The sequence below is a fragment of the Pseudomonas sp. LAP_36 genome (assembly GCF_019456785.1).
In the GTDB taxonomy this organism is placed as follows: Bacteria; Pseudomonadota; Gammaproteobacteria; order Pseudomonadales; family Pseudomonadaceae; genus Aquipseudomonas; species Aquipseudomonas tritici.
This window is the reverse complement of record NZ_JAHZMS010000001.1, coordinates 536,597-549,955: the sequence shown is the minus strand read 5'-3', so window position 1 is coordinate 549,955 and position 13,359 is coordinate 536,597. Positions and strand designations below refer to the sequence as shown.

Annotated in this window: 11 protein-coding genes; 9 read left to right on the top strand and 2 right to left on the bottom strand. The window is 60.9% G+C overall.

Going from position 1 to position 13,359, the window contains the following annotated elements; all coding sequences use genetic code 11:
- Positions 1–25 precede the first annotated feature (25 nt).
- Positions 26–736 (bottom strand): tellurite resistance TerB family protein, encoded by a 711-nt coding sequence (locus tag JBO08_RS02590; RefSeq protein ID WP_065872488.1) that lies wholly within the window; start codon positions 734–736, stop codon positions 26–28.
- A 168-nt stretch (positions 737–904) separates the two neighbouring features.
- Between JBO08_RS02590 and JBO08_RS02585 the strand changes: the two genes are divergently transcribed.
- The 9 genes from JBO08_RS02585 (at position 905) to JBO08_RS02545 (ending at position 12,971) form a co-directional block, all read left to right on the top strand.
- Complete coding sequence (locus JBO08_RS02585; protein ID WP_003209548.1) at positions 905–1,816, top strand: LysR family transcriptional regulator; 912 nt, start codon at positions 905–907, stop codon at positions 1,814–1,816.
- A 133-nt stretch (positions 1,817–1,949) separates the two neighbouring features.
- Entirely contained in the window at positions 1,950–3,407 is a 1,458-nt protein-coding gene (locus tag JBO08_RS02580; RefSeq protein WP_065872489.1) for a gamma-aminobutyraldehyde dehydrogenase, read from the top strand.
- A gap of 72 nt (positions 3,408–3,479) precedes the next feature.
- A complete protein-coding gene (gene ydcS / locus JBO08_RS02575; protein WP_065872490.1) occupies positions 3,480–4,631 on the top strand; it encodes a putative ABC transporter substrate-binding protein YdcS in 1,152 nt (383 codons plus the stop codon).
- Positions 4,632–4,833: 202 nt separating this feature from the next.
- Positions 4,834–5,868 carry an ABC transporter ATP-binding protein gene (locus tag JBO08_RS02570; protein ID WP_220074546.1) on the top strand — a complete coding sequence of 345 codons (1,035 nt, stop codon included), beginning with the start codon at positions 4,834–4,836 and terminating at the stop codon, positions 5,866–5,868.
- A gap of 1 nt (position 5,869) precedes the next feature.
- Positions 5,870–6,799 (top strand): ABC transporter permease, encoded by a 930-nt coding sequence (locus tag JBO08_RS02565; RefSeq protein WP_016977918.1) that lies wholly within the window; start codon positions 5,870–5,872, stop codon positions 6,797–6,799.
- Complete coding sequence (locus JBO08_RS02560; RefSeq protein WP_049709717.1) at positions 6,789–7,598, top strand: ABC transporter permease; 810 nt, start codon at positions 6,789–6,791, stop codon at positions 7,596–7,598. The genes JBO08_RS02565 and JBO08_RS02560 overlap by 11 nt, the downstream gene beginning before the upstream one ends.
- Before the next feature lie 114 nt (positions 7,599–7,712).
- Positions 7,713–9,137, top strand: a complete 1,425-nt coding sequence (locus JBO08_RS02555) for a gamma-aminobutyraldehyde dehydrogenase (RefSeq protein WP_220074547.1) — start codon at positions 7,713–7,715, stop codon at positions 9,135–9,137.
- Between the two features lie 140 nt (positions 9,138–9,277).
- Positions 9,278–11,140: an FAD/NAD(P)-binding protein gene (locus tag JBO08_RS02550; RefSeq protein ID WP_220074548.1), complete on the top strand. Its 1,863-nt coding sequence runs from the start codon at positions 9,278–9,280 to the stop codon at positions 11,138–11,140.
- A 205-nt stretch (positions 11,141–11,345) separates the two neighbouring features.
- Positions 11,346–12,971: a glucan biosynthesis protein D gene (locus tag JBO08_RS02545; protein ID WP_065910507.1), complete on the top strand. Its 1,626-nt coding sequence runs from the start codon at positions 11,346–11,348 to the stop codon at positions 12,969–12,971.
- A gap of 49 nt (positions 12,972–13,020) precedes the next feature.
- On the opposite strand, the gene JBO08_RS02540 is transcribed toward JBO08_RS02545, so the two are convergent.
- Positions 13,021–13,206 carry a hypothetical protein gene (locus JBO08_RS02540; RefSeq protein WP_049709721.1) on the bottom strand — a complete coding sequence of 62 codons (186 nt, stop codon included), beginning with the start codon at positions 13,204–13,206 and terminating at the stop codon, positions 13,021–13,023.
- Positions 13,207–13,359: the final 153 nt, after the last annotated feature.

Here is a 13,359-nt window from a genome sequence, read left to right as displayed (position 1 = left end):
GGGGTGCTTGTATTAACAAGCGCGTTTAAAGTGTGGCCTGGCGCACCTGTTTTTCCAGCTCCAACTTCAAGCCAGGCTCCAGTTTCAACTGACGGGCCAGTTCATCGAGGTAGGACTTCTCCATGAAGTTCTCCTCATCCACCAGCATCACACTGGCGATGTACATTTCGGCGGCCATTTCCGGAGTGCCGGCCGCCCGCGCCACATCGGCAGGGTCCAGGGGTTTGTTCAGTTCGGCATGCAGCCAGCTTTGCAGCTCGCGGTCGTTATCCAGCTTGGTGAACTCGCCTTCGATCAGCGCGCGCTCGCGCTCGTCCACATGGCCGTCAGCCTTGGCTGCCGCGACCAGCGCCTTGAGAATGCCTTGGCTGTGTTGCTCAACCTGAGCCGGTGGCAGGCGGTCGATGGTTTGCGGCTCACCCTGGGGGGCATTGGCCTGTTGCGCTTGCCAGTTACCGTAAGCTTTGTAGGCAATCACCCCCAACGCCGCCAACCCACCGTAAGTCAGGGCCTTGCCGCCGAAATTGCGCGCCTTCTTATTGCCCAGCAACAGGCCCATCGCGCCGGCTGCCAGCGCGCCGCCACCCGCACCACCGAGCAGGCTGCCCAGGCCGCCACCGCCGAGCAAGCCGCCAAGAGCGCCTTTATCGTCCTGTTTCCGCTGGCCGCCGGCCTTGTTTTGCAACATGTCCTGGCCAGACTTGAGCAACTGATCGAGCAATCCACGGGTATTCATTCAAAGCCTCCAGACACTTGGGTTCGTAGGACCAATAGGCCTCCAGCGTAAAACTAAGTGCCAAAAAGCCTTTGCCTAGAGTGCTTCCAGATGTAACGCGGCTACCCTTCGCTTAAATCGATATACACTTGAGCAAATCTATAAAAACACCCCACTGGTAATTCCAGCATGATGACCTTGCGTCAAATCCGGCACTTCATTGCCGTGGCCGAGACCGGCTCGATCTCCGCCGCCGCGCAAACTGCGTTCATTTCCCAGTCCACACTGACCCTGGCGATCCAGCAACTGGAACAGGAAATCGGCGTGAACCTGTTCAACCGTCACGCCAAGGGCATGACACTCACGCATCAAGGCCATCAATTCCTGCGCCAGGCGCACCTGATCCTCGCCACCGTCGACAACGCCAAGCGCAGCCTGCAACAGAGCACCGACCAAGTCGCCGGGCAGTTGATCATCGGCGTGACCAGCTTGGTGGCCGGCTATTACCTCGCAGATTTGCTGACACGCTTCCAGCGCGCCTACCCCAATGTAGAAATCCGCGTGATGGAGGATGAGCGCCCGTATATCGAGCATTTGCTGGTCAGCGGCGAGATCGACGTGGGCGTGCTGATCCTGTCCAACCTCGAAGACCGTCACGCCCTGCAAACCGAAGTACTCACCCATTCGCCTCACCGGCTATGGCTGCCGGCGCAACATCCGTTGCTGGAACACGACAGCATCAACCTGGCCGATGTGGCGCGCGAGCCGTTGATTCAGTTGAACGTCGACGAAATGGGCCACAACGCCCAGCGCATGTGGACCGGTGCGGGTCTGCAGCCGCGCGTGACCCTGCGCACCGCCTCCACCGAAGCCGTGCGAAGCCTGGTAGCGGCCGGCCTGGGCGTGTCGATCCAGCCGGACATGACCTACCGCCCCTGGTCCCTTGAAGGCGACATTATCGAAGCGCGGCCGATTGCCGACCTCAGCCAAACCCTCGATGTAGGCCTGGCCTGGCGTCGTGGCACGGCGCGGCCGGCACTGGTCGACCCGTTCCTGACGGTTGCGCGTGAACAGCCGCACCCACGCAAGCCATCTATTTAATCGAATGCTGCATTCAGTATTTAGTATTTGTTGACCTCGCGCCTGACCTCTACTCTCGGCTCATCCATAAGAGAAAGGTCAGGTGCCTCGTAAGAGAACGCCCATGGCCATACAAGAAAAGAGATCGCGAAAAATGTCCGGCGCGCCCACCCCGCTGCTTACTGCGTTGCTGATCGACGGCGAACTGGTCCAAGGCCAGGGTTTTGTCGAGCCGATCCTCAACCCGGCCACCGGCGAAGTCCTCACCCAGATCGCCGAAGCCAGCACCGAGCAAGTGGAGGCTGCGATCCTCGCCGCCCACCGCGCCTTTACCGGCTGGTCACGCACCACACCGCAGCAACGTTCGAACGTCTTGCTGGGCATCGCCGATGCCATCGAAAAACAAGCCGACTACCTGGCCCGCCTGGAATCCCTGAACTGCGGCAAGCCCTTGCACCTGGCGCGCCAGGATGACTTGAGCGCCACTGTCGATGTGTTCCGCTTCTTCGCCGGCGCCGTGCGCTGCCAGACCGGGCAACTGAGCGGCGAATACCTGCCGGGCTACACCAGCATGGTGCGCCGTGACCCCATCGGCGTCGTGGCCTCGATTGCACCGTGGAACTACCCGCTGATGATGGCCGCGTGGAAAATCGCTCCAGCCCTGGCCGCCGGTAATACGCTGGTGTTCAAACCATCGGAGCACACGCCGCTGTCGATCCTGGCGCTGGCCCCTGTGCTTAAAGCGCTCTTGCCACGTGGTGTGATCAACATTCTGTGTGGCGGCGGCGAAGGCGTCGGCAGTCATCTGGTCAGCCACCCCAAGGTGCGTATGGTGTCGCTGACCGGCGATATCGTTACCGGGCAGAAAATCCTGCAAGCGGCATCCAAAACCCTTAAACGCACGCACCTGGAGCTGGGCGGCAAAGCGCCGGTGATCGTGTGCAACGATGCTGACCTGCAAGCCGTGGTCGAGGGCGTACGCGCCTATGGTTACTACAATGCCGGCCAGGACTGCACTGCCGCCTGCCGCATCTACGCCCAGGCCGGCATTCACGACAAATTGGTTGCCGAACTTGGCGCAGCGGTCAGCAGCCTGCGCTTTGCCGGTAAACGCGACGCGGACAATGAACTGGGCCCGTTGATCAGCACGCGCCAGCGCGACCGCGTCGCCAGTTTTGTCGAACGCGCCCTCGGCCAGCCGCATATCGAACGCATCACCGGCGCCGCCGTGCATTCCGGCGCGGGCTTCTATTACCAGCCCACCCTGCTGGCCGGCTGTAAACAGAACGATGAAATCGTGCAGCGCGAAGTGTTCGGACCGGTGGTTACGGTGACGCGCTTCGACGAACTGGAACAGGCGGTGGACTGGGCCAACGACTCGGAATACGGCCTGGCGTCCTCGGTGTGGACCCAGAACCTGGACAAGGCCATGCAAGTGGCGGCGCGCCTGCAATACGGCTGCACCTGGATCAACAGCCATTTCATGCTGGTCAGCGAAATGCCCCACGGCGGCTTGAAGCGCTCGGGGTATGGGAAGGATCTGTCCAGCGATTCACTCCAGGACTACAGCGTGGTGCGCCACATCATGGCGCGCCACGGCCAGCATCTTTAAAACAACAACTAAGCTCTTGCGTTACCGGCTACACACACTGCCCCGACCATAATTAAAGAAGAGGGAACCCCCATGTCTGCGCACAAGACCGCACTGCTCAGTGCCCTGACCACCGCGCTGCTGGCCAGTGCCAGCCTACAGGCCGCCGAACCGCTCAAGGCTGTTGGCGCGGGTGAAGGCCAACTGGATATCGTCGCCTGGCCCGGCTACATCGAACGTGGCGAAAGCGACAAGGCCTACGACTGGGTCACAGGTTTCGAGAAGGAAACCGGCTGCAAGGTGAATGTGAAAACCGCCGCCACCTCTGACGAAATGGTCAGCCTGATGGCCAAGGGTGGGTATGACCTGGTCACCGCGTCGGGCGATGCCTCGCTGCGCCTGATCGTCGGCAAACGCGTGCAGCCGATCAACACCGCGCTGATCCCCAATTGGAAAAATATCGACCCGCGCCTGAAGGATGCGCCGTGGTACGTGGTCGGTCAGCAAACCTACGGCACCCCGTACCAGTGGGGCCCGAACGTGTTGATGTACAACACCAACGTGTTCAAGACCGCGCCCACCAGCTGGGACGTGCTGTTCAACGCCCAGAACCTGCCGGACGGCAAGCCGAACAAAGGCCGCGTGCAGGCGTATGACGGCCCGATCTATATCGCCGACGCGGCGCTGTACCTCAAGTCGACCAAGCCGGAGCTGGGCATTCAAAGCCCGTATGAACTGACCGAAACCCAGTACAAGGCCGTGCTCGAACTGTTGCGCGCCCAGCAACCGCTGATCCACCGCTACTGGCACGACACCACCGTGCAAATGAGTGACTTCAAGAACGAAGGCGTGGTCGCCTCCAGCGCCTGGCCGTACCAGGTCAACGGTTTGCAGAACGAGAAACAGCCGATTGCCTCGACCATTCCCAAGGAAGGCGCCACCGGCTGGGCGGACACCACCATGCTGCACACCGAGGCCAAGCACCCGAATTGCGCCTACAAGTGGATGGATTGGTCGCTGCAACCCAAAGTCCAGGGCGATGTAGCCGCCTGGTTCGGCTCGCTGCCGGCGGTGCCGGCGGCTTGCAAGGAAAGCGAACTGCTTGGCGCCGAAGGCTGCAAGACCAATGGCTTTGACCAGTTCGAAAAGATCGCCTTCTGGAAAACCCCGCAGGCTGAAGGCGGCAAGTTCGTGCCGTACAGCCGCTGGACCCAGGATTACATTGCGATCATGGGCGGCCGCTAAGCCTTCCTGACAACGCAGGACAACATGTGGGAGCGGGCTTGCTCGCGAATGCGGTGTGTCAACCAACACATCTGTAACTGATCCACCGCTTTCGCGAGCAAGCCCGCTCCCACATTTTTGACCGCGCTCACAGATTCCCCGTTTTTTCAGAAGTCCAGGCCGGGCCGCTGCGACGACCCGCGCCTTTTTGGAGCACCGCACCATGACCCTTGCAGTCCAATTCACCCACGTTTCCCGTCAGTTCGGCGAAGTGAAAGCCGTTGACCGGGTTTCCATCGACATCCAGGACGGCGAGTTCTTTTCCATGCTCGGCCCTTCCGGCTCAGGCAAGACCACCTGCCTGCGCCTGATCGCCGGGTTCGAACACCCGAGCGCAGGCTCGATCCGTATCCACGGCGAGGAAGCCGCCGGCTTGCCGCCGTATCAGCGCGATGTAAACACTGTGTTCCAGGACTACGCGCTGTTCCCCCATATGAATGTGCGCGACAACGTCGCCTACGGCCTCAAGGTCAAGGGCGTCGGCAAGGCCGAACGCCTCAATCGCGCCGAAGAAGCCTTGGCCATGGTCGCCCTCGGCGGTTATGGCGAGCGCAAGCCGGTGCAGCTTTCCGGTGGGCAGCGTCAGCGCGTAGCCCTGGCCCGCGCCCTGGTCAATCGCCCACGCGTATTGCTGCTGGATGAGCCGTTGGGCGCCCTCGACCTCAAGCTGCGTGAGCAGATGCAGAGCGAGCTGAAAAAACTGCAACGCCAGCTCGGCATCACCTTTATTTTCGTGACTCACGACCAGACTGAAGCGCTGTCGATGTCTGACCGTGTGGCGGTGTTCAACAAAGGTCGCATCGAGCAAGTCGACACCCCGCGCAACCTGTACATGAAGCCCGCCACTGCCTTTGTCGCCGAGTTCGTCGGCACGTCTAACGTGATTCGCGGCGAACTGGCCCAGCGCCTCAGCGGCAACCCGCAGTCCTTCTCGATCCGCCCGGAACACGTACGTTTTGCCGAAGGTCCGCTGGGTGCCGGCGACGTGGAAGTCAGCGGTGTGCTGCACGATATCCAGTACCAGGGCAGCGCCACGCGCTATGAGCTGAAGCTGGAAAACGGCCAGGCGCTGAACATCAGCCAGGCCAACAACCAGTGGCTGGACATCAGCAGCGGCCATCAGGTCGGCCAGTCCATCACCGCCCGCTGGGCGCGGGAAGCCATGACGCCGCTGACCGACATCGCAGGCGAGGTGTGACATGAGCCTGGCCCTATCCCAACCGCCGATGCGCAGGTTTTCCAACCTGCTGTACCGCAAGCCCAACCTCTACCTGGCGATGCTGCTGGTGCCGCCGCTGATCTGGTTTGGCGCGATCTACCTGGGCTCGCTGCTGACCCTGCTGTGGCAAGGCTTCTATACGTTTGACGACTTCACCATGGCGGTCACGCCGGACTTGACCCTGGCCAACTTCGCCGCGCTGTTCCAGCCGTCGAACTTCGACATCATCGTGCGCACCTTGAGCATGGCGATTGTGGTGTCGATTGCCAGTGCGGTGGTCGCGTTCCCGATTGCCTATTACATGGCGCGCTACACCACGGGCAAGACCAAGGCGTTTTTCTACATCGCAGTGATGATGCCAATGTGGGCCAGCTACATTGTCAAGGCGTACGCCTGGACCTTGCTGCTGGCCAAGGGCGGCGTGGCGCAGTGGTTCGTGCAGCATTTGGGGCTGGAGCCCGTGTTGCAGTTCGTGCTGGGCATTCCCGGCGTGGGCGGCAGCACCTTGAGCACCTCGCACCTGGGGCGGTTCATGGTCTTCGTTTATATCTGGCTGCCGTTCATGATTCTGCCGATCCAGGCGTCCCTGGAGCGTTTACCGCCGTCGCTGCTACAGGCTTCGGCCGACCTTGGCGCCAAGCCGCGCCAGACCTTCATGCAGGTGATTCTGCCGCTGTCGATTCCGGGGATTGCCGCCGGTTCCATCTTCACGTTCTCGCTGACCCTGGGCGATTTCATCGTGCCGCAACTGGTGGGCCCACCGGGTTACTTCGTCGGCGGCATGGTGTACGCGCAGCAAGGCGCCATCGGCAATATGCCCATGGCCGCAGCGTTCACGTTGGTGCCCATCGTGCTGATCGCGGTTTACCTGTCCATCGTCAAACGCCTGGGGGCCTTCGATGCACTCTGAAAAATCCAGTTTGAGTTTGAAGATCGCAGCCTGGGGCGGCCTGGTGTTTTTGCACTTCCCGATCCTGATCATCTTCCTCTACGCCTTCAACACCGAAGAAGCCGCGTTCAGCTTCCCGCCCCAAGGCTTTACCTTGAAGTGGTTCAGCGTGGCCTTCGCCCGGCCGGACGTGCTGGAGTCGATCAAGTTGTCCTTGCAGATCGCCGCCATCGCCACGCTGATTGCGATGGTGCTTGGCACGTTGGCGTCGGCGGCGTTGTATCGCCGCGAGTTCTTCGGCAAGCAAGGCGTGTCGTTGATGTTGATCCTGCCAATTGCGCTGCCGGGGATCATCACCGGTATCGCGCTGCTGGCGACGTTCAAGACGTTGGGTATTGAGCCGGGGATGTTCACCATCATCGTCGGCCACGCGACGTTCTGCGTGGTGATCGTCTACAACAACGTCATCGCGCGCTTGCGCCGCACCTCCCACAGCCTGATCGAAGCCTCGATGGACCTGGGCGCCGACGGCTGGCAGACCTTTCGCTACATCATCATGCCCAACCTCGGCTCGGCGCTGCTGGCTGGCGGCATGCTCGCGTTTGCGCTGTCCTTCGACGAAATCATCGTCACCACCTTCACCGCCGGCCACGAGCGCACCTTGCCGCTGTGGCTGCTCAACCAGCTCAGCCGCCCACGCGACGTGCCGGTGACCAACGTGGTGGCGATGCTGGTGATGCTGGTGACGATGGTGCCGATTCTCGGTGCGTATTACCTGACGCGCGGCGGTGAAAGCGTGGCGGGGAGTGGCGGTAAATAACTGACAAGACCCTGCCTCTGAAGAAACACGGTCAATGTGGGAGCTGGCAAGCCAGCTCCCACATTTGAATCGCATTTATTCAGGGGTAAACACTCGCTTTAGGAGAGCTGAACCATGCAAACCAAGCTACTGATCAACGGCCAACTGGTAGAAGGCGAAGGCCCGGCCCAAGCCATATTCAACCCGGCACTCGGCCGCGTGCTGGTGGAAATCAAGGAAGCCAGCGAAGCCCAGGTCGACGCCGCCGTGCGCGCTGCCGATGCCGCCTTCGAAGGCTGGTCGCAAACCGCGCCCAAGGATCGCTCGCTGTTGCTGCTGAAGCTGGCGGACGTGATCGAAGCCCATGGCGAAGAGCTGGCCAAGCTGGAATCGGACAACTGCGGCAAGCCTTACAGCGCCGCGCTGAACGATGAAATCCCGGCGATTGCCGACGTGTTCCGCTTCTTTGCCGGTGCCAGCCGTTGCATGAGCGGCTCGGCCGGCGGTGAGTACTTGCCCGGGCACACCTCGATGATCCGCCGCGACCCGGTGGGCGTGATTGCCTCCATCGCACCCTGGAACTACCCACTGATGATGGTCGCCTGGAAAATCGCCCCGGCCCTCGCCGCCGGTAATACCGTGGTGCTCAAGCCGTCAGAACAAACCCCGCTGACCGCGTTGCGCATGGTCGAACTGGCCGCTGAAATTTTCCCGGCCGGTGTACTCAATCTGGTGTTCGGGCGTGGGCCAACCGTCGGCAGCCCACTGGTGAATCATCCGAAAGTGCGCATGGTCTCGCTGACCGGCTCCATCGCCACCGGTGCAAACATCATTTCCAGCACCGCCGACAGCGTTAAGCGCATGCACATGGAGCTGGGCGGCAAGGCGCCGGTGATCATCTTCAACGATGCCGATATCGATGCTGCCGTGGAAGGCATTCGCACCTTTGCCTTCTACAACGCCGGGCAGGATTGCACCGCTGCGTGCCGGATCTACGCGCAAGCGGACATCTACGATGCGTTTGTCGAGAAGCTCGGCGCCGCGGTCGCCAGCATCAAGTACGGTTTGCAGGATGATCCGGCCACCGAACTGGGCCCGCTGATTACCGCTCAGCATCGCGACCGTGTCGCCGGGTTTGTCGAACGCGCCGTGGCACAACCGCATATTCGCCTGGTCACCGGCGGCAAGGCGGTGGAAGGCAATGGTTTCTTCTTTGAGCCGACCGTGCTGGCCGACGCGCAGCAGGACGACGAGATCGTGCGCCGCGAGGTATTCGGGCCCGTGGTGTCGGTGACCAAGTTCACCGATGAAGCGCAAGTGCTGGGCTGGGCCAATGATTCGGACTACGGCCTGGCGTCATCCGTATGGACCGCCGATGTAGGACGCGCCCATCGTTTGGCCGCGCGCTTGCAGTACGGCTGCACCTGGGTGAACACCCACTTCATGCTCGTCAGCGAAATGCCTCACGGCGGTCAGAAACTGTCCGGCTACGGCAAGGACATGTCCATGTACGGGCTGGAGGACTACACCACCGTTCGCCATGTGATGTTCAAGCACTAATGCTGTGCCCCCTGTGGGCGCAGGCTTGCTCGCGAATGCGGTACATCCGGCACACATGTGTCGACTGACACACCGTATTCGCGAGCAAGCCCGCTCCCACAGGGGATCTCCTTATAACAATAAATAATTCGCAGGTTCCCATGGATATCACCCGCCGCGACTTCCTCAACGGCGTCGCTGTCACCATTGCCGCGGGTATGACCCCGCTGCAACTGCTTCAAGCCGCTCCCGATGGTCGTTACTACCCACCCGCCCTTACCGGCTTGCGCGGCAGCCATGTCGGCTCGTTTGAAGTGGCGCACCAGATGGGCTGGGAAAAGAAGGTGTTCGACACCGAAAAACTACCGATCACCGAGGATTACGATCTAGTGGTCGTGGGTGGCGGCTTGAGTGGGTTGTCGGCGGCGTGGTTCTACCGCGAGAAACACCCCAAGGCGAAGATCCTGATCCTGGAAAACCACGACGACTTCGGCGGCCACGCCAAGCGCAACGAGTTCCAGGCCGGCGGCCGCATGATCATCGGCTACGGTGGCAGCGAGGCGTTCCAGTCGTCCAACCACCTTTACAGCCAGCACGTGAACGGGCTGTTGAAAAAGCTCGGGGTGAACATCAAGCGCTTCGAAACCGCCTTCGACCGCCAGTTCTACCCTGGCCTCGGCCTGTCGCGCGGGGTGTTTTTCGACAAGGAAAACTTCGGCGAAGACAAACTGGTGACCGGCGACCCAACGCCGATGGTGGCCGACGACATCGCCCCGGACCGACTGAATGCGCGCGCCATCGGCGATTTCATCAATGACTTTCCGTTGCCAGCCGCGGACCGCCAGGCCCTGATCGAGCTGCACACAGCGCCCAAGGATTACCTGCTGGGCAAGACCGCCAACGAAAAAGCCGCCTACCTGGCAGCCACCAGCTACCGGGATTTTTTACGCAAGAACGTAGGACTTTCCGAAGGCGCAGTGAAGTACTTCCAGAGCCGCACCAATGACTTCATGGCCCTGAGCATTGATGCGGTGGCGTCGTCCGACGCTTATAACGTGGGTTTCCCTGGCTTTGCCGGGATGAATCTGGCGCCAATCAGTGAAGAAGCGGCGGCGGAAATGGAAGAGCCCTACATCTACCATTTCCCGGACGGCAATGCGTCGGTGGCGCGGTTGCTGGTGCGCAGCCTGATCCCAGGTGTGGCGCCGGGCCATACCATGGACGATATCGTGCTGGCGGCCTTTGATTACGCCAGGCTCGATCAACCCAAGGCGGCGGTGCGGCTGCGTTTGAACAGCACGGCGGTGAGTGTGCGTAACGTCGGTGACGGCGTGCACATCGGCTACAGCCGTGGCGGACAACTCGCACAGGTGCGCGGCAAACGCTGCATCCTGGCCTGCTACAACATGATGATTCCTTACCTGTTGAAGGACCTGCCCGCGCCCCAAGCCCATGCCCTGAGCCAGAACGTCAAATACCCGCTGGTGTACACCAAGGTGGTGATCCGCAATTGGCAGTCGTTCCAGAAACTGGGCGTGCACGAAATTTACGCGGCAACCCAGCCTTACAGCCGGATCAAACTGGACTACCCGGTGAGGATGGGCGGCTACGACCACCCGCGCGACCCGACGCAGCCGATTGGCTTGCATATGGTCTACGTACCCACCAGCCCCAACAGCGGCATGAACGCCCGCGACCAGGCACGCGCCGGGCGAGGCAAGTTATATGGGCAGACGTTCGAGCAACTGGAAGCGCAGTTGCGTGACCAGTTGCAACGCATGCTCGGGCCGGGTGGGTTCAACCACCAGACCGATATTCTGGCGATCACTGTCAACCGCTGGTCACATGGTTATGCGAGCTTCTCCAACAGTTTGTTTGATGATGCCGATGAGAACGAAGCATGGATGAAGCTGGCGAGAAAGCCGGTGGGGCATGTGAGCATTGCCAATTCGGACGCGGCGTGGAGTGCGTATGCGCATGCGGCGATTGATGAGGCATATCGAGCAGTCGCTGAAGTGAGCTGACCTGAGAAGGACCTGGAAATGTCTTGTTTCACATGCAACGCCATCACCCCGCTATCAATCAATTTTCCTGCGTCATCGAACCGCTTAAGCTATCCGGCGTCTGTTTAATGTCCGTTGCGTTTGGCCGAAGGCATGTCCGAACCGTAATTTCTGATCCGCTACGTGCCAGGAACGGCGCGGGATTTGCTCACGACAGGTTGTCTCTATGCACCGCAGGAATTTGCTCAAAGCGTCCATGGCCATTGCGGCTTACACCGGTTTGTCGGCCAGCGGCCTGCTTGCCGCCCAGGCCTGGGCCGGGAACCGTGCCGCCGATGGCAAGGCCGTGGCGTTCGATTTCGAATCGCTGAAGGCCCAGGCCAAGCAACTCGCCGGGACCGCTTACAAAGACACGAAACAAGTGCTGCCGCCCACCCTGGCGACCATGACCCCGCAGAATTTCAACGCCATCGGCTACGACGGCAACCACTCGTTGTGGAAGGAATTGAACGGCCAGCTCGACGTGCAGTTCTTCCACGTCGGCATGGGGTTCAAGACGCCGGTGCGCATGCACAGCGTCGACCCCAAGACCCGCGAAGCCCGTGAGGTGCATTTCCGCCCTTCGCTGTTCAACTATGAAAAAACCACGGTCGACACCAAACAGCTGACCGGCGACCTGGGTTTCTCCGGCTTCAAGCTGTTCAAGGCGCCGGAACTGGACCGCCATGATGTGCTGTCATTTCTCGGCGCGAGCTACTTTCGCGCAGTGGATTCCACCGGCCAGTACGGCCTCTCCGCCCGTGGCCTGGCCATCGACACCTACGCAAAAAAACGCGAGGAATTCCCCGATTTCACGCAGTTCTGGTTCGAAACCCCGGACAAGAACGCCACCCGCTTCGTGGTCTACGCCCTGCTCGACTCGCCGAGCGCCACCGGCGCCTACCGCTTCGATATCGACTGCCAGGCCAACCAGGTGGTGATGGCGATCGATGCGCACATCAATGCGCGTACCGCCATCGAACAACTGGGCATCGCGCCGATGACCAGCATGTTCAGTTGCGGTACCCATGAGCGCCGCATGTGCGACACCATCCACCCGCAAATCCACGACTCGGACCGCCTGGCGATGTGGCGCGGCAATGGCGAATGGATCTGCCGCCCGCTGAACAACCCGGCCAAGCTGCAGTTCAACGCGTTTGCCGACATCGACCCCAAAGGCTTTGGCCTGGTGCAGACCGACCATGAGTTCGCCAGTTACCAAGACACCGTGGACTGGTACAGCAAGCGCCCGAGCCTATGGGTTGAACCCACCACGGCTTGGGGTGAAGGCTCCATCGACCTGTTGGAAATTCCTACAACCGGCGAGACCCTCGATAACATCGTGGCCTTCTGGACCCCAAAAAAACCCGTGGCAGCCGGCGAATCACTGAACTACGGCTACAAGCTGTACTGGAGCGCCCTGCCACCGGTGAGCACGCCGTTGGCCCAGGTAGACGCGACCCGCTCAGGCATGGGTGGCTTTATCGAAGGTTGGGCACCGGGTGAGCACTACCCTGAGGTGTGGGCGCGCCGTTTCGCCGTAGACTTCAAGGGCGGTGGCCTGGACCGCCTGCCACCCGGCACGGGGATTGAGCCAGTGGTGACGTGCTCCCATGGCCAGGTCAAGGATTTCAGCGTGCTGGTGCTGGATAACATCAAGGGCTACCGCATCCTGTTCGACTGGTACCCGACCAGCGACAGCGTGGAGCCGGTGGAACTGCGCCTGTTTATCCGTACCCAGGACCGCACCTTGAGTGAAACCTGGTTGTATCAGTACTTCCCGCCGGCACCGGACCAGCGTAAGTACACGTGATACCGGTGGGAGCTGGCTTGCCAGCTCCCGCCTTGTTTAACGACGATCCTCAGAACCGCGACACACTCTTCATCGCCCCAATCAAATAGCGCATTGCCATCTGATCGTTCTCGGTCAGGGCGCGGTACTGCGCCAGCAATTCCACTTCATCTGAGCTCAACCTTCGCCCCCGCAACGACATCCTGCGGGTCAGAAAAGACGTCACCACACCCGCTACACCATAGGACTTGGCCATGGACTGGTTCTCCTGATATGCATCGAATACTCCTGTTGCCCATTACCCGTCTCCCATGAAGCGCAATGCCTCAGTGAGCAAACCCACTGACTTCCTGGGCCAGAAATCAGGCTTACCCTAAGGGTAGAAAAAATCTGGTCTCGTGTGGGATTT

Coding starts and splice junctions, on each gene's coding strand:
- JBO08_RS02550 (WP_220074548.1), top strand. CDS start 9,278: ATGGATATCACCCGCCGCGACTTCCTCAACGGCGTCGCTGTCACCATT.
- JBO08_RS02560 (WP_049709717.1), top strand. CDS start 6,789: ATGCACTCTGAAAAATCCAGTTTGAGTTTGAAGATCGCAGCCTGGGGC.
- JBO08_RS02555 (WP_220074547.1), top strand. CDS start 7,713: ATGCAAACCAAGCTACTGATCAACGGCCAACTGGTAGAAGGCGAAGGC.
- ydcS (WP_065872490.1), top strand. CDS start 3,480: ATGTCTGCGCACAAGACCGCACTGCTCAGTGCCCTGACCACCGCGCTG.
- JBO08_RS02565 (WP_016977918.1), top strand. CDS start 5,870: ATGAGCCTGGCCCTATCCCAACCGCCGATGCGCAGGTTTTCCAACCTG.
- JBO08_RS02590 (WP_065872488.1), bottom strand. CDS start 736: ATGAATACCCGTGGATTGCTCGATCAGTTGCTCAAGTCTGGCCAGGAC.
- JBO08_RS02545 (WP_065910507.1), top strand. CDS start 11,346: ATGCACCGCAGGAATTTGCTCAAAGCGTCCATGGCCATTGCGGCTTAC.
- JBO08_RS02540 (WP_049709721.1), bottom strand. CDS start 13,206: ATGGCCAAGTCCTATGGTGTAGCGGGTGTGGTGACGTCTTTTCTGACC.
- JBO08_RS02580 (WP_065872489.1), top strand. CDS start 1,950: ATGTCCGGCGCGCCCACCCCGCTGCTTACTGCGTTGCTGATCGACGGC.
- JBO08_RS02570 (WP_220074546.1), top strand. CDS start 4,834: ATGACCCTTGCAGTCCAATTCACCCACGTTTCCCGTCAGTTCGGCGAA.
- JBO08_RS02585 (WP_003209548.1), top strand. CDS start 905: ATGATGACCTTGCGTCAAATCCGGCACTTCATTGCCGTGGCCGAGACC.